The organism is Ignatzschineria larvae DSM 13226 (genome assembly GCF_038500265.1).
Lineage (GTDB): Bacteria > Pseudomonadota > Gammaproteobacteria > Cardiobacteriales > Wohlfahrtiimonadaceae > Ignatzschineria > Ignatzschineria larvae.
The window spans coordinates 1,566,555-1,592,109 of sequence record NZ_CP150637.1 but is presented as its reverse complement, the minus strand read 5'-3'; the positions used below and the strand labels follow the sequence as shown (position 1 = coordinate 1,592,109).

The window sequence follows — 25,555 nt, the reverse complement described above, 5'->3', positions numbered from 1 at the left end:
ATGATGGAAAATCAAGAGTTTGAATTAGTATTAGAAGAAGCGCTTAATGAGCGTGACGTACAGCTTCAAGAGAAGGTATTACCGGAGATCAATATTGCTGAAGCTTTGCCGGTTGTTGAAGGTTTAGAGTTCGGTGTTGAGACTGAAGATTACGGCGTAACAAGCGTGATCGGTTCTGTTAAAGACGGAATCATTGGCAACAAGACTAACTCACTTGTAACAATCGATTCAGAGATCGAGTGGCGTAAAGCAAATGTCGGCTCTTGGGGTAAAGCAGCAGTATGGACTTTACAAGAGCTTGAGAAGATCGCAAAACTCGGCATTACGCTTGATTCTAAGAAGCAAGATGACTTGTATGCCAACGCACTAGCCACCATTCAGTACGCAGGGTATATCGGTCATCAGGGCGTTGTTGGTCAAGTTGGGCTTTTAAATAGCGATGATGTTGAAGTCGTGAAAGACGCCTCAGGTAAAGCATTGAAAGATATGACTTCTACTGAAGCTGTTGAGATGATCTTGGATGTTTACAATCGTGCATGGGCTAAGTCTGATTATCGTATCCAGCCAACGCATATCGCAATTGACGCGATCGACTTTATGACGCTTGTTCAGAAGTTCGAAGTTGCTTCAACTGTGGTTGGTACTGATATGCTTCCAATCGGTGCAATGGATCGAATCATGGCAGCGCTTCGTAAAGCGACAAACGATAGTACATTCACAGTTAACTTCGTGAAAGTGCCTTCACGTTATGCGCAGGGAATCAATAAAGGCTTCAATCGCTTAGTTTGCTACGTCTACGATGAGCAATATGTTGCGATGAAAGTCCACATGCCTGAATTGTTGCCAACCCGTCAACGTGATTTGTTAACGTTCGAGTGCGGTTATCGTGCATCATTCACCGGCGCACTGTGGAAAGAACCTGATTCAGCGACTTACTTAGACTATAAAGCTTAAAAAGGATGGGTGTTATGAACTTTTTAACATATCACCCTGAATTTTCTAAGGTTGATCCTGTAGTAATCGATAACTTCATTAAGATCAGCAAGCAAGTTGTGAAAGAAAAGCCTTTTGGTGAGTTGTATGAGCAGGCGCTTTATGCGTATACAGCTCATAAACTAGCGCTGAAAGGTTTTCTCAATACTGATTTGAACGGCAATCCAATCTTCAGTAATGGCGAGGGCTTTAAGTCTGTAGCGAGTAAGACCGCAGGCGGTTTGTCGATCTCTTATAGTCAGCAGGGAAGTTCAGGAAGTGGTAGAGCAAGTGATGGTGATTTAGATTCAACAAGCTACGGTCGTGAATACTTGAGCTTGCGCAATCTCGCAAGTCCGTTTGGGGTAGTTGTATGAGTAAATTAAAAGTAGTTGAACGATTGAAGATGATTCAAAAGCGCATTGAAGAGCTGTCAAATAAGCAGGTAGTTGTCGGTGCAATCGATGGCGGTGTTCGTGAAAATGGAATGACCAATGCTGAGCTTTTGGCAATTCATGAATTTGGTGCTGTTATTAGTCATCCTGGCGGAACAAGTTATGGGTATCGAACAGAAAGGCAAGCCAAGCAAGGTAAAGTTAGATTTCTAGGAAAAGGGCAGGGGTATATGGAGCTTGGTAAAACAGGTGCTCATACAATTGTCATTCCGGAGCGACCACTGATGCGGACATCACTCAAAAAAGCAAAAAAAGGCGCTCAAAAGCTATTAAGTAAGAGTGTTGCTGAGTGCTTAAATGGTGATATCTCAGCAGATCAGGCTTATGAAGAGGTGGGTAGGTTCTTAAAGACTACGGTCGTTAATACGTTCATAGAAAATGACTTTGCACCTCTAAGCTCGGCCACAATCAAGCGCAAGAAATCAAGCGGAACGCTGATCGACGAAGGAAAATTGCGGAATTCAATCAACTACGAGGTGCGAGATCGTGAATAGAGAGTTTATCAGTGAGTTTTTAAGTGATCCTTTCTTTGCAACTAAAGTCGATTTTGAAAAACAGGGCGAGATCGTTTGCGTGATTCAACCCGCTTCTAGTGATGATTTGCAGATATTACCGGAGGGTAACAGGTTCAATCCAACGGTAAGCATCTTCTCAAAAGAAGCAATTGAAAACACTGATCTATTTAATCACAACGGAATGAGATACCGCGTTATCTCTAATGCAATATGGAGCGATTATGGCTATTACCACTGTCTTGCGACTAGATATGAAGGAAGTCAGACAAATGATAGCGACGGTTTTGTCGTTACCTAGTGATCGAGTGATTGACGGTAATGAAGAAGTTGATGTTTCAAAGCTTGGTTTCTTCATTACAGTATTACCGATAATGCAAGATGATCTCGGCACAGAAGTGATCTTTAACGGCGTAGAAGAAGTCGAGAAATTAAGCAATCTTAGCGAGATGACAGTATCAGTCAATGCTTATGGCAAAAACGCTTATGAGGTTATCAATAAGCTAGTAATGTCTATGCGCTTAGATTTTGCTTATAGAGAGCTTAAACGGATTGGTATAGGGTTTCTTAGGGCTTCACAAATAAGAAGCTTACCAACGGCTATTTCAGGTGGCAAAGAGCAACGAGCGCAAGTAGATCTAATCTTCTCAATCAATAACAGACTAATCGCTGATGTGAATCGTGGCGATAGCGTAGAAATCTCAATAGAGGGAAATTAATATGAGTTTATCAATGAATGATGTTGTAAATGTTCGGATTTTACAGCAGGGGCAAGGTGCTAAAAAACGTGATTTTAGCATTGCAGCGATTTTCACAAGTGATATGTGTGAAGAGTTCGCGAATCCTAATTCACGTTATGTAACGGTATCAAGCGCCGATGATGTTGCAAATCTTTTTGGCAGTAATTCAGAGGCCTATAAGGCTTCAAGATCGCTCTTTTCGGCGAATCCCAAGCCAAGACAAGCGCTAATCGCAAAATACGTTAAAGACGGCTTTAAAACAGAAGCGACAGCCTCAAAAATTGTCGGGGCAACTGCTAGTACGCCGTATATTAAATTTAAAGAGATCGAGAACGGTTATTTCTCTTTCGTGCTAGATGGCAAACCTATCACCACTGAAGATCTTGATTTTACGTTAGTTTCATCACTCGATGATGTTGCGACAATTATCAATACAGCGATTAATGAAGAGCTTGGCATTGAGATGATTTTCGATGAGGTCGGTAATCGCTTTATCCTCACTCGAAAAGAAGCAGGTGCAGGCGCTAACTTTGGTTATGTGTTTGATGATGGCTTAGATGGCGCATATATCGGTACAGCTTTGAATCTTACAGATGGGTATGCAACGATCATTAATGGCCAAGATTCTCAAGAGTTTAAGAAAGAGAGTCCGTCAGAAGCATTAACTGCTTTAAACAATGCAAACACAGGCTTTTACGGTGTTTACTTTGCTGATCGTTTAACAGATGGTGAATTAGAAGAGGCTCATGATTGGGTTGCTTCTGCTGATAAAAAGGTAATGGCTGTTACAGCAGTCCGACCGGCAGATATTGAATACACTGATTCAAATATCTATAAGCGACTAGCGAAAAAGAACAGTAAACGCTTGATGGTGCAATACAACAATACAGGCGATGTTCATGCAGGTGCAGAGCTTCTCGGTATTGCAATAACGACTATTTGGAATGGCGTAAACACTGCTAAAACAGTGAAATTCAAAGAGCAAACAAGCGTTCAATCAGATGATCGTATTACGCTTAATGAAGCAACAAAATGTCGCAAGTTAGGTATTAACTTCTACACCGATTATGCAAGTGTGAACATGTTGGCAGAGGGTACGATGTTGGGCGGTCAATTCATTGATGAAACAACCGGCACAGATGCTTTTGCAGATGCGCTTCAAGTTCAAGCATTCAATCGACTCAAGAAAGCAGAGAAGATCCCGCAAACAGATCGCGGACAACAAATTCTCATTGATTCTCTTAAAGTTGTGGGCGAGCAGTTCAAGACTAACGGTTTCTTAGGTGAAGGTCGTTGGATGAACGGCGATATTGGCGAATTAAAAGACGGCGATACGTTAGATGGCTACTACTTCTATTCAGAATCTTTTGATATGCAAGATCAATCAGATCGTGAATCAAGAAAGATGATGCCAATAATGGTGTGCGCAAAGCTTGCAGGCGCTGGTCACTTTGCAGATATCGTATTAATGATGGATAGATAGGGGGAATTATGAGTCATGCTTTTTCTTTAGATGATTGCGTTTTGACAATTAATGGAATCGAATTACGAGGTTTTGAGAATGCTCAAGATGCAGTAGTCATTACGCCGGTGGGTGATGATGGCGACATTACTTACGGTATCAATGGCGATGGCGTATTTGTAAGCTCTTGTAACAAGGGAGCAACAATCGCAATTAAAGGACTTCAACACTCTGAAATGAATCGCATTTTAAACGATTTACGTTCACGTCAAATCAACAATATGCGCACAGCTTCGGGCAATATTATCTCATTCAAAGACTTACGAAATGGCGATGAGTTTACATTGACAGGTTGCTGGTTCACAACACCACCAACACACGGTCGAGGCACTGCGCATAACGGCAACACATGGACGCTTAAAGCGGTGAAAGCAGAGATTAAACTTACAGAGGGCTATATTTAATGGAAATCAGAATTGACGATATTACTTACGAGTTTCAGCAATCAAGTTTCTTTGAAGCGAACAGACAACTCAAAACATTAACAGCCCTCATGAAGGGCTGTTTTACTATGCAAGACGGCAAAACAGGCTTTGATGTAGGTGAGTTGATCTCAAACATCGGCTCTGAATCGTTTGCAAATGTTGAGAAGTTTATTCTTCATCACTTAACAGCTACAGATGAAAACGGTGAAAAGGTGCTATTTAACAAGCCTGAAGAGATCAATAAATTCTTCAATAAGCACCGCTCTCATTATTATCAAGTGATTTTCGAGGGCTTGAAATTCCATTTTTTGGGTTTTTTACCGAGTGGCCTCGAATCCAAGATAAGTACTTTGAACTTGGAGGAAGTGGCGGGCAAAGTGATGTAGATTGGTTTGTTTGGTCGCCGATTTCTAGAGGGTTAACGAGTCTTAATGAATTAAAAACTGTCTACTCGCTTGATGATGTGATTGGTATGCACGAGATGATAGCAGAGCAGTTATTAGCAGAAAAACGAGATAGAGAGAAATGATTACATTAGATGAATTACTAATAAAAATCGGCGTAGATGGTGCGCAAGCGCAGAAAATCAGCGGTTATGTTGACTTGCTTCAAACTGGTGCTGATAAGATCGGCGAGAGCGCAAGTGCTATCAATGAGAAGCTTGATGGATTGTTAAATGAAGTCAGTGGCTCACTTGATGGCGCTTCTAAAACCGCAGATAAAGCCTCTAAAGACATCACGAAAACAGGCGATTCAGCAGAAAAAGCAGGCGGTAAGTTTAGTAAATTAAAGCTTGCTGTCGTGGCTTCTGTAGGTGCTTTAATGCTCTTTGGTAACAAGATCGCTTCTGCTTTTAATAATGCTATTGATAATGCAAAATCGCTCTTTCAGTCTAAAAATGCACTTTATCAGATATCAGAAGATGAGATATCGCAAGTAGATCGCTACAAGCAGTCGTTAGAGCGCACATCGCTTTCAATTGATAGCGTCAAAACAAAGATTGCAATCAACCTTATACCTACATTAACTGCTGTTAGTGAGAAGTTTAATGGTTGGCTAATGGTCAATAAAGACTTCATCACCAACGGCATTACAAAAACTGTAGAATGGATCGGCAAAGGCATTCAAGTCGTTACAAACTTCATTAAATTCATTGATAAAGTTATAAGTTCGACAATCGGGTGGAAAAACGCATTTATTGCGCTTGGTGTGGCTTGGGCAGTACTGAATCGTGCTTTTCTGTTTAGCCCGGTGGGCATGATAATCACAGCTTTCGGCGTTCTATTGCTTCTCATTGATGATCTAATGGTTTACATGAGAGGCGGTAAGAGCCTTTTCGGAACATACTGGGACTCATTGATTAAAGGCGGTAAAGCAGTTATTAAGTTCTTTCAAGAGGGCGAGGCGATATGGAAACCGATCTTAGTAGGGTTAGTGACTTACTTTACATTGCTTGGCAGTAAAGGCTTATTCTCAGCGATAGTCAAAAATATCAAATCAATCGGCACGGCATTTAAAGCGCTAAGAGCGATAATGATGGCGAACCCTATTATTGCGATATTGACAGCAATTGCCGTTGTTGCTTATCTAATCTATGACAACTGGGATTGGCTGTGCGAGCAGTTCAAGAACATTTGGGGTAATATCTCAAAGTGGGCTGAGGAAGCATGGAATGCGGTTACAGGCTACGTTAGAGATGCTATCAAAGATGTGCTTATGTGGTTCGGCATGTCTGAAGAGGGAGCTGAAGATACTGTTAATGCAATAGCAGGATTCTTTTCGCTTATCACAGACTTTATCTTTGCGCCATTTAAAGCTGCATTTGACCTCGTAAAGGATCTATTTGAGATCTGGGGCGATGATAGCAAGACTGTACCAGAGAAGATTAAAGAGAGCTTTGTTGCGGTGTTTGATTATCTGATTAGTCCATTCAAAAAGGCAATGAAGTGGATTAAAGAGACGTTCGGTGGCTTTATTGACACTATAGTTGGTAATGCAATAAAAGCATTGAATTACATACCCGGCGTAAATATTGAATACACACCAATTAATGGGGCAGATGAAAACGATATGCCGGCAAGCCCTAGTTTAGCTATGTCGACAATGAATGCGATTGCTGATTCTAAGGGTGAAGGAGTTAGTCCTATTTATGATTACGACAATAGTTCAAACGATAACGGTAGTTACGATTACAGTAATAATGTAACCAACAATTATCAAAGCAAAAATGATGATTTTCTTGCGATGTATGGTTCAATTGCTTCAATTGCAAACGGCATTAATGTACCAAGCCCGGTGACTAACCAAAACACAACGGTTAGAAACGATGTTAAAGTCGATTCTAAAATCGAGATTCACGCCACAGATTCGCTAGACGGCGCTAAACGAGCGGGAAACTACTTAGCAGATCAAATAGGCAAGGCTAGTGACTTCAACAAATCAGCAGTGAGGGGATAATGTTCGAGAGTATTTTAAATTTAAATAACAGTTTCGGCATGATTTCAGGCGATAGCGGTTCTTTCAGTTTTGATGTTGTGACAATGGAAAGTCACACTTCATCATTGAGAGTGACAGAAAATCCAATCGAGACCGGTTCTAATATTTCAGATCATGCAGTATTAGAGCCTAAAGAGATCACGATAAATGGCGTAATGGTGGCTTATAACAAGCCTCCTAGCTTCTCTAGCGGGTCACTTGGGTTAAGCTTCCCTGAATTTTCCTTGCCGTTCGATGTGTCACCGGTATTTGATAAGGCTTTAGATGTCGCTAATGATTTTACCGGTAGTTTGATGAGTGGTGCGAGCGGTCAAGCGATTAATATTGCAGCAGAGTTTTTACCAAACTTTCAAACACCATTAGCGGACTTTTCAGGCGGTGATCGGGTAAAGAATGCTTTTGATAATCTCTTATCACTGCAAAGAAGCGGTACGCCGGTAACCCTAACGACTTACTCAAAACAATATGAAAATATGATGATTACATCAATCTCATTCGATCAAGATAAAGAGTTTTCAGGTGAATTTTCTATCACATTGAGAGAGATTTTTATTGTTGAGAGTAAGATCGGATCTGGCTTAATTGTTCCTGATACGGATATGCCAAGTCAGGTATCGAAAGTTAATTTGGGGAATACTACGCTAAAGCCTGTACAGGAAGAGAGCGTACTAAAAGTATTAAGGGGTTAGGCTTTGCAGGGTTAAGTTTTATTTATAGATTAATTCAGTTATTATATTAAAATTAAATTAACTGAATAGGAATCAATATGAAGCGATTATTTTTAATTATATTAACATCTATTCCCTTTGCTTTTGCGTGCGAAGCGTCTTATGAAGAAATACAGGGGATCAAAATTGGTTGTGAGTTTACAGGTGGTGACGGGGTTGTAAAAAAAGACATCAAGTCTTTAGGTGAAAACTATTATGTGCTGTCTGAAAACGTAAAATTTTTTGACAAGATGGAGGTTGAGACAGATAAGGACAATAAGGTTATTGGTATAGCTTTCTTGAAAAACTATCCAATAACGCTATCCAATATGAAACTACAGGAAGATAAGGTTATTGCTGATTACAAACAGTTTGTCGATAGTTTAGAGAAGAGATGGGGATCATTTGATAAATCTAAAGCAAAAGGTATCTATTCAAGTCTTGGACTAACAGGAACTCTATTTATGAGAGATATTAAAGAGGTTTCTGCTAATAATAGCCCAAAATCAGATGCTGTTGGTCAAATAAAGGTTTTTCTAAATTTTAATGTTAATGATGAAGGGATGATGTTAGGCGAACCACAAGATGCAACTTTTGCGATAGCTTACTTTGGAAAATCCACAGCAGAAGAAATTCAAAAAGAGAAAGAATCTATTACTGATGGGTTTTAAGAATTATGTAATATAATATTTAAATGCAACTTACTAACAACAAAGGTTATTATAATGGCTAAATACACATACAAAATGGTTCAAATTGCCCCAATGTTATCTATTAATGAAAAAGATCGTAAAGGGAATGAATTGGCTCAGTATCTTGAAAGGGTTGTCAATGAACACGCCGTTGAAGGATGGGAGTTTGATCGAGTAGATACCTTTACAGAAGAAATAATAGCTAAGCCGGGGTGTTTTGGTGGGAAAAGTGAGGATCTAAAAAAACAACGATCTAGCTATGTTGCCTCATTTCGGAAAGAAATTGAATGATTAAGAGAATATTAATCAGCTTGATATATTTTTACCGTAAACACAAGAAGAGAGTTAATGTATGTAGATTTACACCAAGCTGTTCAGAATATGCCATATTAGCTATTGAAAAATATGGAACCGTAAAGGGGGCGACGCTCGCCGTTAAACGTATTTGTCGATGCAAGTATCCAAATGGTGGAGAGGATTATCCTTAGTGCAAAAAAAATCTATTATAAGACTACCTGAGCATGAAGAATAATTTGCAATCAAGCATTTCATTAGCTTGGTGGAATACAAGCATGTCGTATAGAGATCAAACCAATCTAGAAGAAGAGGGTAGGGAGCTTGTTTTTCAAGTCATTAATCGGCTAATTAATAACCAAATTGTAGATATTATCGCTCTATGTGAGGTATCCGAGGGTGATATTTCTGAAATAAAGAAAAGGTGTAATTTATTTGGTTACGAAATATTATCAGCATGTAGAGAAGTAGGAAGAACTCAGTTTGATTTTTGTATTATCTATAAAAGAGACAGTATACACATTGCCAACGAACAATATTTATCAACTACTCGTAACAAGAAAACCTACAAAATCGGATTTAGATTAGATTTTGTTTTTAAAGTCACAGGGTGTATATTTCATTTATTTTTATCACACTGGCCATCTAGACTTCAGTCTGAAGCATCAGAAAAAAGGGAGTATCTTGCAGATAGGCTTAGAGAATATATTTGTGATATTGAAGATGGTTATCAAGATGTCGGCAATCACCCCAATATCATTTTAATGGGGGATTATAATGACGAGCCATTTGATGTTAGCTTATCTAAAAAGATCATGGCAACTAGAGATAGAAATATAGTTTTAACAAGAGAAGAGTTATTTTTTAACCCATTTTGGGGAGAGATGTCAGAAAGCGATAACTCTGAACATATAGGAACTTATTTCCATCGTGCCGGCGATACTACAAAGTGGAGGACATTTGATCAAATCATGTATTCTCATTCATTTGTTGTGGCCGATAGCTGGAAAATAAAGAATATAAAAAATAGAGTTTTGGCTGATTCGGATATATTAGAATTAGTAACTAGTAATAAATCAAAATTGGATCATCTGCCGATCATGGGCGTGATTGAAAAGGGAGATTAATATGTCGTTATTTACAGAATCTTTTCAAAAAGGTATTGAAAATGCGAATAAGGTAGAAAAGCAAAAGAGAGAAATTGAAGAAGTTTTTAAAGAGCTTGACAGAGAAATCTTAAATGCAACGGAAGGAATTATTAGTATTGAGATAAAAGAAAATACTAGGGTTAATATCTGGGGTACCCAAAAGCGCGATGAAAATTTTTTGAAACAATATACTGCGCTAATCGCAATTGTTTTAAAACAAGACTCTAAACAAAAAAGCTACGAATTAGCAGAGATTAAAACGGCAGATAACGGTGGTTATCCTTGTAGGGTTATTTTTGATAACCAATCTAATGAAGCTTTAGATAAACAGTCTTTAAGGTTAATTATTAGCGATATGTTAAGTTCACCTAAAATAGGGATGATTTTTAATGAGTTATTAAAGCATTACCAAAAAGTTCGTAATGAGGAAGAGGAATTAGAGAAATTACTCGAATATTAATTTAATTCAACCTATTATCTTTTAATAGCCACCTTCGGGTGGTTTTTTAATGTCTGAATTTCCAACTTGCAAAGAATCCTTGCAGGCTCAAAACACAGATAGCGCAATGCTTTAGACGCTATCAAATGCTTTTTGTGAGATAGCTACTCGCAAAAAATAACCCCTTTCCAGATGGGCTGGTCAGGGGTTTTTTATTAACTACACAAAGGTAATTATAAATGAATTTTAAATATTTAGCTAGAGAAGTTAATTCAATCGCAATAGATCAGCGTATTAGTGACGGTTATATCAATGCGAAGATGCGAATCTTATTTAGAGGCGATCTATATGAGATCCAGGGCGTAACTCCCGACAATAAAAGTGGATTACAGTGGCTGACAATTTTTGTTGCACAAGGTATGACGACTTATTAACCCAGCTAAGTACCGAGATAGGATTATGGTGCGTACTAATATAGTGTGGTATTAATTTTATATTATCAATAATATATTGTAATATCTAATGCGGTATAAATTATTAGAGGATATTGGAGAAAATGAGTGTAACAAAAATAAAATTTGAATTATTTAGATATCAACTATTAACTTCTGATCAGAAAATGGTTCAATTTTTTTCAGATATGAAGCCGGCTGAAGATGTAAGAGAAAAAAAGAACGAGTATTTTTTTGAGGCTCTGAGGAGTATTAATGAGTGGAAGGACCCTGCAAAAAAACTAGAGATAATATCAGAAACGATATACAGTGATGACGATTTTTATGTTTGTAAGATTGGGGCAAGAAAAACATTAAAATATACTGATGAAAACTTTCAGGAAAATACTACCGACGATTGGCCACATGTAACAGTTGTAGTGAACAACAAGCCAAATGTACAAATAATAGCTGTATCTCCCAATACTAAAGCATTTTCTTCATCAAATAGGGTGGTGGGTGTAATGATAGAGACTCTTCAGGATATTTTGAAAAGTTATGGGTTAGTTGTATATGCGGACCCGCTTTTTGATAAAAAAAGGTTCTGGGAGATAGTTGAAAAGCATAAAGGAAAAATTTACTCAGTTAAGTTTGAGATGATTTCCCCGAATATTAGCAATATAAGAAAAACCCTTGATAAGCAAGTTCTCTTGGCTAGAGATGAATGCAATGCTAAAAAAACACTGGTAGAGCTAGAGGCCGATAAAGGAGCTGCTTTGACGTTAAATGAAGATAATGAGTATATTTCTGGTATGGTGGATTACTCATCTGAAGGTGGTGGAGAAATTAAAATTAGAGCCAGAGGGGAAAGGGTGATTACCACAAAGAAGCAACCAAGATCAGTAACTGTTTCAGTGAGGGACGAGGATACCCAAGGCGATTTTTTTAAAGAAACTGCTACAAAGTTGTTTGATAAACTTAAAAAGATTATAAAATAAGCGAAACTGTGAGGCTAAGAGATTATATGCGAATAAAAGAGCGCCGGCTTAAGCTAAAGAAGTTAATGTATGCTTTTCTGAAGGAGAGTGCTTTTTTGCATAAGATTAAAAGTTATGGACAACAGCATACAAAATCCATCTCTATCTTAATAGCATTAAGTTTTTTATATGCTGTTATTTCTTTACAGATACAAAATAATTATTTATCTATATTTTTAAGAGAAGATTTGCTTATCGCTTTAATCACTTTATTAGCTATATGTATTCCAACTATAATCTTAATGGTTAATCGATTAAAGGAATTAAAAAAAGAATTCGATGGAGAGTTCGACCCCAATCCTGTGATACTAGAGGTTAAATTTATTGCAACCTTATTGTTCATTAATATAACTGTGACAGTGATGATGCTTATCTTTATTTCAAAAGACGTAGGGAGTATATTCAATTTTTTAGCTGACATGGTTTTATTCTATATTCTTTTTTCTAGCCTATACGGTATGTATGATTTATGCATTAGTTTAGTAGACACATATAATATAAGTGTTGATGAATAGCATTGTATTTATTATGAGGCCCTTAACTGGGCTTTTTTATTACCCAAAATTTGCAACTTCGCAGTAATTTGAGTATTCTATTAGTACAGGCGTAAGAACCTAACAACAAGCGGACAACCGCTATCCCGTTAAAAGCGGTATTTTTGTGCATATCTTATATCTCTTTCCTTGATATGTGTACAAACGATTACCTTTGCGATCGGGAGGGCGACTAATAAAAGACCCTTCGGGGAAATACGTCCGACAGACTTGTTGCTGTTTCTTAACCTCCTGATCACCCTAATGGGTTTTATTAATTTAAACAGAGGTAACAGCACATGAATATTCAAACAGTACAATTCCATAACCAAGAAATCCAAGTTTTAAACTACGAAGGTAAGCCTTATGTAGCGATGCGCTCTATCTGTGAAAATATCGGCTTAGATTGGGCTTCTCAATACAGAAGAATCAAGAATAACAAAGTGTTAAGCAGTTCCGTTGTCATCATGACAACGGAGAATAAAGCTAATTTTGAGCGCGAAGTTATCTGTTTACCGCTTGGTTATTTGAACGGATGGCTATTAGGTGTTGATATTAAGAGAGTTAAACCGGAAATCAAAGAAACTCTATATTTGTATCAATTGGAATGCTATGACGCACTTTATAAACACTTCTTACCGACAGTTGCTAATGAACACCCTAATACAATTAATGTTGAACAACAGCAAGAAGTTAAAGCATTGGTAAACGAAGTAAGTAGAAAGACCGGAAAACATTACCAATACATTTACACCAAAATGTATCAAACTTTCAAAGTTCCACGCTATCAAGAATTGAAAGCAAGCGATTACAAGAATGTGATTAATTTCTTAATCAAGATGGCAGGCGGTAAAGCTGAAATCACTGATAAAGAGAAGCATCAAATATTTGCAGTAAGTCTAATGAAATTAGCATTAAAAAAACATTTAGATAATGATGTGATATATGAGTCACTTCAAAATGAAGTATTTGAGATAGCTGAGAGACTAAAAGGAATCGGCAGGGCAATCAATGAAGTTCGTAGAAATGATGGAATCATCTATGATGGGCTTGCTGAATCTCAAATATACTTAATGCTAGATAAAAACATCTACGCAGAAGCTACTAAACAGGCTAAAGAGCTATCAGAGAAGCTACTTAAGTAACAGTATAACCAATATAACGTAAATAAAAATAGCCCCTTAATTGGGGTTATTTTCGTGGGGAAAATAAAAGTGGAATCAAAACCAATCGGTGAGGCATCGCAAGCAGATGCAGGAAAGGCGTTAATACGGTTTTACACATTGCTTGGTCTGGCTATTTTGCTATTTCTCGGCAGTGTTGGTGTTGGTTTAATGTTTTGGCTTATGAAATAACGATCTCAAAAAGACAAGGAAAGTGAAATGTATGAAATTCTAGTTTTAAATCAAGACATTCAAGAGCAGACTTTTACGCTTTTAGGTATGCGATTAAAGCTCACATTGCGCTATAACAGAGTGTTAAAGGGGTTTCAGTTTGATCTTTTTGATGTATCGAAAAGCGAATATATCGTAAGAAATAAAGGTATAGCAATCGGCGGTAAATCACTGATAGAGCAAGGATTACCGTTCTATTTCACGTTAGTTGATCGTTCAGGTAACAAGCTCAATTCAGTCAGTAAAGATGATTTTCGTAATCGTATCAGATTGTTAGCGGTGGCAGTATGAAGCAGTTCGGACGTGTTATTAGTCTTAAAGTTGGCAATGAAGAAGAAAGTATCGAGATTAATGGTTTAAGAATCGCTTTTGATGTTGAGAAGACAAAGAAAGCAGAGCCTAATAGCACAACAATCTCAATCTATAACTTAAACGATTCTAATCGGGATCTATTGACCTCGAAAGAATACGATCAAGTTGAGTTATCTGTGGGTTACGTTGCTGATTCACCAAAACTGATATTTAAGGGCGATATTATCAAGGTTATTAATGAGAAAGATGATCTCGATATCATCACGACTTTAAAGTGCGCAGATGGCTACAAAGCTTACACAGAAGCGAAAACAGTTAGAACAATGAGCGCAGGGCAGACAGATAATGACTTTGTCAATGAAGCGATTAAAGACTTTGAAGCTGTAAGGGGTTATGTTGAATTGCCTAATGATAGAGCTTTACCAAGAGGCAAGGTCTTCATCTGTAACACTCGTGAATTGATGAATGATGTTGCGCAGAACAACAATGCTGATTGGTCAATTCAAGACGGTGAATTGATCGTTTTGCCAAAAGATAAAGCATTAGATGAGGGTTACATCATCTCAAGTGACACAGGCATGATCGCTAGCCCTCGCAAGACAGATAAAGGCATTGAAGTTACAACACTATGTAATCCCGAATACAAAATCGGTGGTTTGGTGCGTATTCAATCACGATTCAAGGAATACAGCGGTGACTTCAAGATCGAATCAATCAAGCATTCCGGCGATACTCTCGCTGATGATTGGTTTAGTCATTTAGTTTGCATTAATGGAGATTTCAAAAATGAATGATTCTCTATACGACTTATTAATAAACACGATCAGATCAGAACAAGCTGATTTTTACACTGCTTTGCCGGCGAAAGTGATCTCATTTAATGGTCATACGGTTACTTGTGAAGTAATGATTAATCGCATTGATGAAAACGGTAAAGACTTGGTTATTCCACCTCTTGTCGATGTGCCGGTGCAATTTCCGCGAGCTGGTGGTTTTTGCATGACAGTACCAATTTCTAGTGGTGATGAGGGACTTGTTATCTTTGCAAGTCGTTGCATTGACGGATGGTATCAATCAGGTGGTAAGGGTAAACCGCTGGATAATCGAGTTAATGATTTAAGTGATGGATTCTTTATTCCCGGTGTTAATAGTGTACCCAACAAGATCCCGGAATTCTTTAGTGGTGGCGCTTCAATTCAAACAGACGATGGCAGTACTTATTTGCGAGTCACAAATGGCAAGATTCTCATTAAGGGCGATATTGAGCACGAAGGTAACAGTAAGCAAGAGGGTAATAGCGAACAGATCGGCAATCAGGATGTACTTGGCAGTTTCACTCAAAGCGGTGGTGACGGCGCAACATTCGGCGGATCGGTGAGCGCTCAAAAAGTTACAGCGAACGGCGTAGACCTTGAAACACACATTCACACAGACAGCATCGGTGGCGACACTACACCGCCAAAGTAGGTACTTATGAGAGTTAGAGAATTAGATAAAAACCATGATTGGACGTTCGGCAGAGGTAAATCGAACTATCTTGAGAAGTCAGAAGCAATAGCGCAATCAGTCAAAACAAAGCTCTTATCACTCAAGAATGATTGGTTTTTGAATAGAGATGACGGCATTGCTTGGTTCGACTATTTAGAGAAAAACCCAAATACGCAAGCACTTGAGGTCGATTGCAAGAGAGCGATTTTGAGTGTTGATGGTGTTGAAGAGATTACTTTTTTTGATATCAAGCTTAATCGAGAAACAAGAGAGCTACTGATACAAGTCGAGTACAACGATAAATACAACAAAGAGAGAGGTATAAATTTCAATGTTGAGAATGACAGATAAAGGCATTGCGATTGATGACTTTGACACGATCTATAAGCGACTTGTTGAGAAGTTTAGAGCGATTTACGGTCAAGACGTAAACCTAGACAGCGATACGCCTGATGGTCAATTGCTTGGTTTATTTACGCAAGAATTAAGCGATATTCATCAAGCAGTCACATTTATTGTTCAAATGCTCGATCCATATCAAGCGCAAGGCACATGGTTAGAACAGCGAGCAATGTACGCAGGGCTATTGCGAAGACGATCATCATATTCATACGTTGATGACGTGATTTTAACAGGAACACCAAAGACCAATATTCCCGTAGATTCCATTTTCATCGATCAAAACAAGAATAAATGGGTCACGCTTGATCGAGTTGAATTGAATGATCTAGGTAGCGCAAGAGTCAAGATCAGATCAGAGCAGGCAGGCGCATTTAATCTCAAAAAATCAGATGAATTACAGCAGAGCACAGTAATCATTGGATTAGAAAAGATTACTGCAAACTCAAATAGCTATGGCGGTGCAGATGAAGAGAGTGATGCTGATTTTGTTGCTCGTTTTATGAAATCTCATGCAATTAATAATTCAGAAGATCAGGCGGGCATTCAAGCGAAATTATCGAACCTTAAAGGCGTTGAAAAGTGCATTATTTACGAGAATTACACAAGCGAAACAGATGATAAGGGTATTCCGCCACACTCAATGAATGCAGTTGTGTTAGGTGGCGATCATCAAGAGATTATCGAAACACTCACAAAAGCAAAACGAGGTGGCTGTGGTTTCTTTGGTCAAATCGAAGGCGAAATCTACTACAGAGAAGCACTAAGAAAAGCGAAATATGATCGACCTGAAAAACGAAATGTCACTGTGTCACTCACAATCACACGTTATAAAACGTTTGAAGATATTGATATTGAATCAATTAAAGAGAACCTTAAAGCGCTTGATTTTGAGATCGGTGAGAACGTTTACGCAACAAGAATCATCTCATCAATCAATCTAACGAATGGCTTTTACATAACAAATCTTACTGTAAATAACGGTGCAATCGTTGAAACGGGTGATCGTGAATATGCAGTAATTAACAAGGTCGAGGTGCTTTTCAGTGATGAATAAAGAAGATTTTTTGATATGGCAATATCGCAAGAAGCCTAAAGCAACAGCGACAATTCGAGAGATAACTGATGAGACAAAAAACACATTTCAATCAGTTATTGACCTAGCGAAAGTCTTAAATATTGACGAAGCAGAGGGTTATGCACTTGATCTGATCGGTCGTCATGTCGGCATTAGTCGAGTGATGAATCAAGCAATCGCAAAGGAATACTTTGGCTTTGTCGATTCATTAGGTTCGCTTGGCTTTAACCAAGGTGAGTTCTACCGATTCGGCGATTCATTGACCGGCACTGTTCGATTAACTGATTCAGATTACAGGTTTTTCATTAAAGCGAAAATCCTGAAGAATTATCAAGACGGAACAATTGCAAACATTGTCGATTCGGTGCGGTTTTTGTTCGGTGAGAGCAGTAATGTTGTCGATTTACAGAATATGACAATGAATATTTTGATCAATAAAAAGAAACTGAACTCATTGATTTTATATGCAGTATCTAAGCTTGATATTTGCGTGAGGCCGATCGGCGTTATGTACAACTACATAGTTTTAACAACCGATAAACCGTTCGGTTTTAGCGGAGATCCGGCATCTTACGGGTTTGGAATTGGTTCATTTGTGAGATTACAAGAGGTAAAAATTAATGGAAATAGTAAAACAGCCTGATTTTCAGGTATTTGCAAGCGAAGCAAAAACGGGTGAAGTGCTCAAATTTCCCGATATTTTGCGGGGGTGGGGTGTAACGTTAGAGCAAACACAAGGTAAACCACCGCTTGAATGGATGAATGATGCATTTAAGCGTATTGATGTAAACAATCTCTATCATCTACAACAAGGAATTCCTGAATGGCATAAATCTGTTAGATATCCTGAAAGTGCTGTTGTTAAAAATAACGGTAAAATCTATATCTGTCTTGCTGAAAATGAGAATAATGAACCTCATTTAAACTCTGAAAAATGGTCTTTATTGATCACAAAAGCTACAACATCGCAACAAGGCATCGTGCAACTTACAAGTGCTTTGACTGATAGAGAAGATTTGGCTGTAACACCAAAAATGGTGAACGATATCAGTAAACTAGCAAACAATAACGCAAATACTCGACTTGAAAAGTCCAAGAATTTGAGTGATCTCACGAACGTAACAGTAGCTAGAAATAATCTCGGTCTTGGCACATCAGCAACATTAAACTCAACAAGTTCATTGAGCGATCGAACAGATCAAGCCGCAACGATAAAAGTTGTGAATGATGTGAATCGAACTGCAAACAATGCTCAAACGAGTGCAAACACAGCGAATGATAAAGCGAATGCAGCTCAAACTACTGCAAATCAAGCAAAAAGTGCGGCAGCAACAGCAGATTCAAAAGCAGTGAAGGCGCAATCAACAGCAGATACTGCGAATACAAATGCAACAAATGCAAAAAAAAGAGCAGATTCTGCATACACACTTGCAGAACAAGCTTTACCACAAAAAGGGAATCTAAGCACAACAAATTTAGACACATTAAATAACAGTGTACATGTCGGTGTCTATTTTCAAACAGCAAACGCAAATGCAACAATAGCGCGAAATTATCCGACTACCCGTGCAGGAACACTTTTTGTTTTGGATTCAGCGGGCGTAACGCAGATCTATATCGCATACAACGGTATTAATGAAATATATACCCGTAACAATTACGGCAACAAATGGTCAGCTTGGGCGAGTTCTTTAAAAGATGCACACATAACAAATGTTCTGGGAAATTCTAAGTCGCTTGTTGCGAGTCAAGCGCTGGTGAAGAGTGTGGACTCAAAAACCAAGCCGATTACAGAGGGTGGAACTGGAGCCACTACTGCCGCAAATGCGAGAAAGAATTTGGGGATAGATGATCTTGCAGGAACAATGCGGTATGCATTGTTAGACTTTGGTGAAATGAAAGGAGGGCAGACAAAAACTATTTCAAGCCCATATGGAACAGCTCCTATCTTAACTGTTACTGAAATCTATACTGAAAATAAGTGGATGTTAGCTGGCTGGACAGTTATCAGTAATAACTATGGAGGTTACGCTTACGGCGCAGATGCATATTTAGATGGGAATATGGTGAGGGTGGTAACGGGTACAAATGGTTTAAGTTGGACAAAAAATTACTCTCCCAATCAAGCGGCCGGTTTTGTTTCTTCTGCAAAAGTTCGAGTCAAAATTTGGTCTGTGAGGTAAAAAAGTGAAAAAAATTTATTTAAATAAAGAAGATATGCGTTCATATGCTTTATCTTCGGACGTTGCATGGGAAACTATTGAATTAGAAGTGCCTGCTGATTTTGAAGGGGGAGATAAATATTATGATTTAGTTTTACAAAAATGGGTTGATGACGATGTTCAAAAAATTTCTCAAGATGAAAAAATAGCTTTTGAAAAAAAGCTAAGAGTCTTAAATAAACAGAGAAAACTTGAATTTATTGAACTTCAAATTACACGTCTTGAACGTATAAAACAACGTACAGAATTAGAAGAGCAAGAGCTTGATCAGTTGATTGATGAATCAACCCATCTGTACAGAGCAATCAAAAATCTTGAGGAGGTGAACATGGTTGATGAAGGAGTCGAAAACTAGGGAATTCAGATGTCTCAAATGTAGTAAAAAATTGGCAGTTGGGTCTATTATTCGTCTAGAGATCAAATGCCCGCGCTGTAAGACAATGTGCGCATATAATTAATAAAAATATTATTTGAAAGCCATGCGAGCTTCTTAACGAGAGCACCAAGGGTGCCATATAAGGAACTTGCATGGCACTTTTATTTAAAAAAGCACCGCTACCTTTTCAAGGTCAAAAGCGTAATTGGATTAAAGAAATCATCTCTAGATCTGAGACATTTAATGGGCAAACAGTGGTTGATTTATTCGGAGGAAGTGGTCTACTGTCACATACAGTTAAATGCTGTAGTACTGCAAAAGAAGTCATCTGGAATGATTTCGATAATTATGAAGCTAGGCTAAAGATAATCTCTGAAACCGAAGCTTTGCGTATAAATCTAAGTAAATATCAACGCTCTATGAAAAGAGCTGATAGCGATATTAAGATACAAATTATTAAAGAGATCGATCTTCATTTAGCAAAATACAATCAGGCTGACTGGATAACAATTAGTAGTTGGTTATTGTTTAGTGGGAACTATGCTCATAGCTATGAAGACCTCATTTCAAGAACGTTTTATGTCCGAGTCACCCAAAATTCATTAGATGCAACTGATTATCTATCAGGAGTAACAAGGGTTCAAAAAGACTTCAGGGAGTTACTTGAACAATGTCAAACGAGAGAGGACACTGTTTACTTATGTGATCCTCCTTACATCATGACAGATCAACAAGGTTATTCTCGAAAGAATGAGCCTTTTAAACTAAAGGAGATGTTGCAACTGTTATCCTCTTTGGAGGGTAAAAAAGCATTGTTATTTTCAAGTACTAAGTCAGAAACTGATGACTTGATAAATCTCTACTTTGACTATAAGAATGTGAAGCGAATTGAGTATGAGACAAGTAGTGGAGCCGGAAGAAAGTACACTGAACTTTTATACTTGCTTAACATCTAAAAAGAACCGCTATTGGATTAAATTTCAACAGCGTTGTTGTAATTGTAACGTTAAATTAGTCTAATTATCATGAACCGATTCGGCGACTTGTCGCGTCCAGTATCGAATATAGTTCATGAAGAAACTTAAACATAGAGGATTAAAAATAAAGGGATAACATTAAAAATCTATTGAATACTATTTTAGTAGCCTTGATAATTAAGGGAGGGTAATTTTATTAAAATTAATAGGTTTAAACCATCGTTGAAATAGTCTTTGAAGTTTGCAATCTAGAGGGTTATACACATTGGTTTGAGTAAAAAAATCTGATCCAGTTAGGATAGGTTTATACTGTATATTTAATACATCTGTGAAAAAACCAGCATATCCTACTGGGAAATAAATATCCTGAGGGTATTGAAATCTCGCCCAAAGTCTTTCGGGGAGAGCAAAGTCTATAATAATATCGCCATTTAACCCGACCCATGCATGAAGATCTTGTTCACCTTCTTTTTTTTGGGCTTTGTACTCTTGGCTTAAGTATTCCTTTGAGGTATTCCATTCATCTGTAATCCTCCCTAAAAATAATACCGACTATAAGTAGAATTTTCTCGTATTATTTACTTAGGAGAAATTAACTATGAAAAAATCAAAATTCACAGACACACAAATCATGTCAATCTTAAAGCAGAATGAATCAGGCGTGAAAGTGACCGATTTATGTCGAGAGCATGGGATTAGTTCGGCGACATTTTATAAGTGGCGTTCAAAATATGGTGGTATGGATGCCTCGATGATTACTCGCTTAAAAGAGCTAGAAGCTGAGAATGCAAGGCTCAAAAAAATGTATGCTGAAGAATGTTTAAAGTCCCGTATCCGCCAAGAAGCTTTAGAGGGAAAGTGGTAAAGCCATCTCAACGAAAAGAGATGGCTAAAGCTGTTTTAAAGACTCAAGATATCTCCATTCGTTTGGTTTGTGAGATATTTGGGATTAGCAAAACGGCTTTTCACTATCAGGCCAAAGCCTCTTCCGAAAACAGACTCATTGAAACTTGGTTACTGAAGTTAACTAAAGCTCATAAGCGTTGGGGTTTTGGTTTATGTTTTGATTATTTGAGAAATATTCAAAAGTTCCGATGGAATCATAAACGAGTTTTAAGAGTTTATCGGGAATTAGAGCTTAATCTCAGAATTAAACCTAAAAAACGAATCATCAGAAATTGCCCCGAAGCATTGGGATTAGCGACAGATATTAATCAAATATGGTCGATGGATTTTATGTCTGACAGCTTGCAAAATGGACGTTATTTCCGAACTTTTAATGTGATTGATGATTATAATCGAGAAGGTCTTTGCGTGGATATTGATTTTAGTTTACCGACAGAAAAAGTGATTCGCTCCTTAGAGAGAATTATTGAATGGAGAGGAAAGCCTGCAGCGATTCGATGTGATAATGGCCCTGAATATATTAGCCAGAAATTAATTGATTGGGCTAATTCAAAGAAGATCACTCTGATCTATACTCAACCGGGGAAACCCACACAAAATGCTTATATTGAGCGATTTAACCGCACCGTAAGAGAGGAGTTACTATCGAATTATCTGTTTGGAACAATCAATGAAGCACAAATTTACTCCACTAAATGGCTATGGAGTTATAATAATGAAAGACCCCATTCAGCCATTGGATCTGTGCCACCGTGTCAACTTTAATAAACCAAGAGAAACCTTCTACTTTTAAATAGCCCTAAAAAGGGGAGGATTACATGTGATTTTCCGATTTGGGTCGCTTAAATGCATCACGAGTCACCATCATGACTGGATTTAGTTCACAGATACCCCTCGCTAAAGCAAAAGAGAACATTTGGTTGAGTGCAGATCTAGTTCTATGTAGGTATTCTAAAACACCCCTATCTTCAAAGGGTTGTAGGGCAGAAGCTATATGCGATGGCTTTATCTCAGTCATTTCAAGCTTGCCTAATATCGGCATACAGTTTTTTTCAATAGCATTCTTGACTTGTACAGAGTATCGTTTTGTTTTTGTTTCAGACCACCGAAGCCACCAAATTTCAAATACATGTTTAAACGTTGTTTCACTAGATCTTTGTTTGGGGTTTATACCATTTTCAATTTGCACTCTTAAATCTTGATGCATCTCTCTAGCTTGAGATAATGATATGTATGGATACTCTCCTATTATTATAGTATCATCCTTAAGTGTTTCAGGATTTTTAAAACGAAATTCCCAGTGCTTTGATCCTGTTTTCATGATTCTAAGACATAAACCCTTACCATCATAAAGACGATATGTTTTTTCTTTTGGTTTTGCGTTTTTGATCTCAGTATCACTAAGCGGTTTTATTCGAGAAGCTCTTGGCATATTATTTACCCTTAAACGAGTTGTAATTTTAGCGTTACCCTCTAATTTACCCTCAAAGATAGATGATGTAATATTACGGACAAATATTTAATGCTATTTAAATCAGTAAAATAGAAGTGTTTGAGAGATAAATAATACACATAAATATAAGCTGTGACAAAGCTTGACGGACTCCTTTTCCGCCATATTTATCAAAAACCCTTGTTTAATTCATTGAATTACAAGGATTTTTTGTTATCTGCAAAAAGACGTACCCTCTACGGTACCCTGTACCTCAATTAGTCAATGAATAAAAGATAAGTAGAGGTAATAATAAATAAACCTTAATTTCTGGTATATGGTGATGCGACAAATGAAAGAATAATTAATAAAGAAAATTAGAAAAGGTTTTAGGGAATTTTTTAAAAACTTCAATTGAATTAATTGCTTTTTACTTAGACATATTAAATCGCTACAGCTATTCCTTTAAAATTAAAAAACTGCTAAAAGAGAGCAATTCCTTTGACGCAATGCATTGATCTTTGTAATTAATATCAATATATGTAAAATATGCTCTATATTTATAAATTAATAATATGAAATATAGGATGAAATGATTTTGCTAACACAACAAAAGCGTATTACATATATAACGGTTTTTCTACTTGGGACACTGTTATCTCTACTCTCTCCTGGGTTTTCTCAGGAGATGAAGGCGGGGAATAGTGCTGCTGCTAATAATGTTGCTATTGAGGAGACGACCTTATCTTTGAATCAGATTCGAGGGAATCTCGATGGTGTCAATCAGAAGCGGGCAGAGGTAATTGAAGAGCTTAAAGTAGTGGATGATCCTGAGCAGAAAGAGAGCCTTGAATTTACGTTATCGCAACTCGATCAGCAGAAGCGTAATTTTGAGCGGATGTTTGAAAAAACAGCTTTAGGTGGGCTCGAGGTTGAACTCTATGATGTCTCTGATAATGAAGAGGAGGAGATTCTTCATTATGATTGGCAAAAAGAGTTGATTAAGATTGTTCAACCGGTATTCAGTTCTCTACAAAATTTGACAGAATCACAACGAAAGCGGGATTTTATCCGTACAACTCGTTCAGAGTTACAGCAAAATCTTGTGGCCATTGATGATGCGCTTGAACATCTGAACGAGATTGATGAATCCCAACTCTCAGAAGCGTCTATCAAACAGCTTGATAAGATTAAAAATAGTTGGGAGTTAAAACGTACCTATTATGCTAATCAGCTAGATTTGATTAATTTACAATATCGGGAGCTTGAGAAAGAGGGAACCTTTGCGGAACGTGTATCCCAAGGCGCGTGGAATTTTATTAGTAATCAAGGGAAGACCTTACTCTTTAGCTTGGGGGCTTTCTTCGGCTTACTCTATATCTTCTCTTGGATCTTGCGTAAGTTAGTACAGCGTCACGAGAAGAAACTACAAGCACACAGACAACATCGTAAAACAAGCCTGGCGTGGCGTTTGATGTTGCTACTTTATGAGATCTTTTCATTTATTATTGCCTTTACGGCGATGCTCGTAATTTTGCATTCATCGGGCGATATGGTGCTTTTCGGCTTTGCCATTTTGATTATCTTAGCGATGATTATCAGCTTTAGAAACTCTGTACCGGCCTATTTTAAACGGCTGAGAACGTTTCTCAATATGGGGCTTGCACGAGAAGGGGAGCGGGTGATTTATCAAGGGATTCCTTGGGAAATTGAGCATATTAATCTCTATTCCGTCTATTTAATCAATCCTCTTTTAGATAATGGTCGTATCCGTCTAACGATCGATTGTTTAGAAAATATGATTTCTCGGGAAGTGGCGCATAGTGAAGCCTTTTATCCGACAATGGCCGGCGATACCGTCATTATTGATGGCGTCTATGCCAAAATTGTACGGCAAACGCCAGAAACGATTTATTTAGATAATTATGGTTCTGCGATTGAGTATGATACTGCTGATTTTGTGAATCGAAAGCCTAAGAATATCTCTGTGGGATATCTTGCGAGCACTAAATTTATTCTTGATTATAGCCACTATGGAGATGATATTGATCAGATTATCGAGATTTTGAAATCGGCAGCAGAAGCGGAAGTGACTAAAGATTCAGAGCTTGCAGATAAAGTCACTTCTATTGGCGCTAATTATCAAGGTTTTAATATCTATGGAGATTTGGTCTTTGGGATGAGTATGGGAATGAGTGCTGGCGCTGAGGGTTCTTATTATGCTGTTCCTCGATTATTACAGAGAGCGGCTCTAACCGTAGCACGAGAAAAAGGCTGGCGTTTACCTCGAAAAAATGTGGCGCTAGAGAATGATTAAAGAGTAAAAAGTAGAGAATGGGTCCAATGAGCTGATCTTACTATCTATTTCCTGAAGATCTACTCTTTAATGATGATCTAGGTATGAGTGCATAAGATAGTCAAAACATTTGAAACCTTGAAAGGAATCTTACGAGATTCCTTTTTTATTAAATTTCTGAGTGAATAGCTGTGAATTGATAGATTATTTTTTATAATTAAAATTATAAAATTAAAACAATTGAAAAAAATATTTAATTATTATAAATTTAA

Annotated in this window: 31 protein-coding genes; 30 read left to right on the top strand and 1 reads right to left on the bottom strand. The window is 37.7% G+C overall.

The window, feature by feature from the left end; genetic code table 11:
* The 29 genes from WMO13_RS06560 (at position 1) to WMO13_RS06425 (ending at position 22,320) form a co-directional block, all read left to right on the top strand.
* Positions 1-954, top strand: a complete 954-nt coding sequence (locus WMO13_RS06560) for a major capsid family protein (RefSeq protein ID WP_026878517.1) — start codon at positions 1-3, stop codon at positions 952-954.
* A gap of 14 nt (positions 955-968) precedes the next feature.
* Positions 969-1,349 carry a DUF4054 domain-containing protein gene (locus WMO13_RS06555; protein ID WP_026878518.1) on the top strand — a complete coding sequence of 127 codons (381 nt, stop codon included), beginning with the start codon at positions 969-971 and terminating at the stop codon, positions 1,347-1,349.
* 29 nt (positions 1,350-1,378) lie between these two features.
* Complete coding sequence (locus WMO13_RS06550; protein WP_342386823.1) at positions 1,379-1,921, top strand: hypothetical protein; 543 nt, start codon at positions 1,379-1,381, stop codon at positions 1,919-1,921.
* On the top strand, positions 1,914-2,240 hold the full coding sequence (locus WMO13_RS06545; RefSeq protein WP_245601144.1) for a hypothetical protein: 327 nt from the start codon (positions 1,914-1,916) through the stop codon (positions 2,238-2,240). Before WMO13_RS06550 ends, WMO13_RS06545 begins: the two co-directional genes overlap by 8 nt.
* Positions 2,212-2,658, top strand: a complete 447-nt coding sequence (locus WMO13_RS06540; RefSeq protein ID WP_051396129.1) for a phage neck terminator protein — start codon at positions 2,212-2,214, stop codon at positions 2,656-2,658. Before WMO13_RS06545 ends, WMO13_RS06540 begins: the two co-directional genes overlap by 29 nt.
* 1 nt (position 2,659) lies before the next feature.
* Complete coding sequence (locus tag WMO13_RS06535) at positions 2,660-4,162, top strand: DUF3383 domain-containing protein (protein WP_026878521.1); 1,503 nt, start codon at positions 2,660-2,662, stop codon at positions 4,160-4,162.
* Between the two features lie 8 nt (positions 4,163-4,170).
* Entirely contained in the window at positions 4,171-4,605 is a 435-nt protein-coding gene (locus WMO13_RS06530; protein ID WP_034855350.1) for a phage protein, read from the top strand.
* Positions 4,605-5,012, top strand: coding sequence for a phage tail assembly chaperone (locus WMO13_RS06525; RefSeq protein ID WP_051396130.1), 408 nt, complete (start codon positions 4,605-4,607; stop codon positions 5,010-5,012). Before WMO13_RS06530 ends, WMO13_RS06525 begins: the two co-directional genes overlap by 1 nt.
* A 139-nt stretch (positions 5,013-5,151) precedes the next feature.
* Positions 5,152-7,083: a hypothetical protein gene (locus WMO13_RS06520; protein WP_051396131.1), complete on the top strand. Its 1,932-nt coding sequence runs from the start codon at positions 5,152-5,154 to the stop codon at positions 7,081-7,083.
* Positions 7,083-7,811 carry a phage baseplate protein gene (locus WMO13_RS06515; protein WP_051396132.1) on the top strand — a complete coding sequence of 243 codons (729 nt, stop codon included), beginning with the start codon at positions 7,083-7,085 and terminating at the stop codon, positions 7,809-7,811. Before WMO13_RS06520 ends, WMO13_RS06515 begins: the two co-directional genes overlap by 1 nt.
* 77 nt (positions 7,812-7,888) lie before the next feature.
* Positions 7,889-8,500 (top strand): hypothetical protein, encoded by a 612-nt coding sequence (locus WMO13_RS06510; protein WP_026878524.1) that lies wholly within the window; start codon positions 7,889-7,891, stop codon positions 8,498-8,500.
* A 54-nt stretch (positions 8,501-8,554) separates the two neighbouring features.
* The gene (locus WMO13_RS06505) at positions 8,555-8,812 is read left to right on the top strand and encodes a DUF4177 domain-containing protein (RefSeq protein ID WP_245601145.1); all 258 of its coding nucleotides are present in this window, start codon (positions 8,555-8,557) and stop codon (positions 8,810-8,812) included.
* Positions 8,809-9,009: a membrane protein insertion efficiency factor YidD gene (gene yidD / locus WMO13_RS06500; RefSeq protein WP_084331434.1), complete on the top strand. Its 201-nt coding sequence runs from the start codon at positions 8,809-8,811 to the stop codon at positions 9,007-9,009. Before WMO13_RS06505 ends, yidD begins: the two co-directional genes overlap by 4 nt.
* A 33-nt stretch (positions 9,010-9,042) precedes the next feature.
* On the top strand, positions 9,043-9,942 hold the full coding sequence (locus WMO13_RS06495) for an endonuclease/exonuclease/phosphatase family protein (RefSeq protein ID WP_156923249.1): 900 nt from the start codon (positions 9,043-9,045) through the stop codon (positions 9,940-9,942).
* 1 nt (position 9,943) lies between these two features.
* Entirely contained in the window at positions 9,944-10,423 is a 480-nt protein-coding gene (locus tag WMO13_RS06490; RefSeq protein ID WP_026878527.1) for a hypothetical protein, read from the top strand.
* 535 nt (positions 10,424-10,958) lie between these two features.
* Positions 10,959-11,831 carry a hypothetical protein gene (locus WMO13_RS06485; RefSeq protein ID WP_026878529.1) on the top strand — a complete coding sequence of 291 codons (873 nt, stop codon included), beginning with the start codon at positions 10,959-10,961 and terminating at the stop codon, positions 11,829-11,831.
* A 26-nt stretch (positions 11,832-11,857) separates the two neighbouring features.
* Positions 11,858-12,385: a hypothetical protein gene (locus tag WMO13_RS06480; RefSeq protein ID WP_026878530.1), complete on the top strand. Its 528-nt coding sequence runs from the start codon at positions 11,858-11,860 to the stop codon at positions 12,383-12,385.
* Positions 12,386-12,702: 317 nt separating this feature from the next.
* Complete coding sequence (locus WMO13_RS06475) at positions 12,703-13,548, top strand: phage antirepressor N-terminal domain-containing protein (protein WP_051396133.1); 846 nt, start codon at positions 12,703-12,705, stop codon at positions 13,546-13,548.
* A 237-nt stretch (positions 13,549-13,785) separates the two neighbouring features.
* Entirely contained in the window at positions 13,786-14,088 is a 303-nt protein-coding gene (locus WMO13_RS06470; protein WP_026878531.1) for a phage baseplate plug family protein, read from the top strand.
* Complete coding sequence (locus WMO13_RS06465) at positions 14,085-14,903, top strand: phage protein (RefSeq protein ID WP_026878532.1); 819 nt, start codon at positions 14,085-14,087, stop codon at positions 14,901-14,903. Before WMO13_RS06470 ends, WMO13_RS06465 begins: the two co-directional genes overlap by 4 nt.
* Complete coding sequence (locus WMO13_RS06460; RefSeq protein ID WP_026878533.1) at positions 14,881-15,576, top strand: Gp138 family membrane-puncturing spike protein; 696 nt, start codon at positions 14,881-14,883, stop codon at positions 15,574-15,576. Before WMO13_RS06465 ends, WMO13_RS06460 begins: the two co-directional genes overlap by 23 nt.
* A gap of 6 nt (positions 15,577-15,582) precedes the next feature.
* Complete coding sequence (locus WMO13_RS06455) at positions 15,583-15,948, top strand: hypothetical protein (RefSeq protein WP_026878534.1); 366 nt, start codon at positions 15,583-15,585, stop codon at positions 15,946-15,948.
* Positions 15,929-17,053, top strand: a complete 1,125-nt coding sequence (locus WMO13_RS06450) for a baseplate J/gp47 family protein (RefSeq protein WP_026878535.1) — start codon at positions 15,929-15,931, stop codon at positions 17,051-17,053. Before WMO13_RS06455 ends, WMO13_RS06450 begins: the two co-directional genes overlap by 20 nt.
* Entirely contained in the window at positions 17,046-17,717 is a 672-nt protein-coding gene (locus tag WMO13_RS06445) for a DUF2612 domain-containing protein (protein ID WP_034855353.1), read from the top strand. Before WMO13_RS06450 ends, WMO13_RS06445 begins: the two co-directional genes overlap by 8 nt.
* Positions 17,695-19,257 carry a tail fiber protein gene (locus WMO13_RS06440; protein ID WP_026878537.1) on the top strand — a complete coding sequence of 521 codons (1,563 nt, stop codon included), beginning with the start codon at positions 17,695-17,697 and terminating at the stop codon, positions 19,255-19,257. The genes WMO13_RS06445 and WMO13_RS06440 overlap by 23 nt, the downstream gene beginning before the upstream one ends.
* Before the next feature lie 4 nt (positions 19,258-19,261).
* The gene (locus WMO13_RS06435; protein WP_026878538.1) at positions 19,262-19,651 is read left to right on the top strand and encodes a hypothetical protein; all 390 of its coding nucleotides are present in this window, start codon (positions 19,262-19,264) and stop codon (positions 19,649-19,651) included.
* Complete coding sequence (locus WMO13_RS10675) at positions 19,632-19,754, top strand: Com family DNA-binding transcriptional regulator (protein WP_156923251.1); 123 nt, start codon at positions 19,632-19,634, stop codon at positions 19,752-19,754. The genes WMO13_RS06435 and WMO13_RS10675 overlap by 20 nt, the downstream gene beginning before the upstream one ends.
* A gap of 70 nt (positions 19,755-19,824) precedes the next feature.
* Positions 19,825-20,628, top strand: coding sequence for a DNA adenine methylase (locus WMO13_RS06430; RefSeq protein ID WP_051396135.1), 804 nt, complete (start codon positions 19,825-19,827; stop codon positions 20,626-20,628).
* A gap of 619 nt (positions 20,629-21,247) precedes the next feature.
* Positions 21,248-22,320, top strand: a protein-coding gene (locus tag WMO13_RS06425) for an IS3 family transposase (RefSeq protein ID WP_342386822.1) whose coding sequence is annotated in 2 segments (ribosomal slippage) — positions 21,248-21,509 and positions 21,509-22,320 — 1,074 coding nt in all. Because the reading frame shifts where the segments join, the coding sequence is not laid out codon by codon here.
* A gap of 49 nt (positions 22,321-22,369) precedes the next feature.
* Here WMO13_RS06425 and WMO13_RS06420 read toward each other — a convergent pair.
* Positions 22,370-22,987 (bottom strand): integrase arm-type DNA-binding domain-containing protein, encoded by a 618-nt coding sequence (locus WMO13_RS06420; RefSeq protein ID WP_026879088.1) that lies wholly within the window; start codon positions 22,985-22,987, stop codon positions 22,370-22,372.
* Positions 22,988-23,579: 592 nt separating this feature from the next.
* Between WMO13_RS06420 and WMO13_RS06415 the strand changes: the two genes are divergently transcribed.
* A complete protein-coding gene (locus tag WMO13_RS06415) occupies positions 23,580-25,304 on the top strand; it encodes a hypothetical protein (protein WP_034855804.1) in 1,725 nt (574 codons plus the stop codon).
* Positions 25,305-25,555 lie beyond the last annotated feature (251 nt).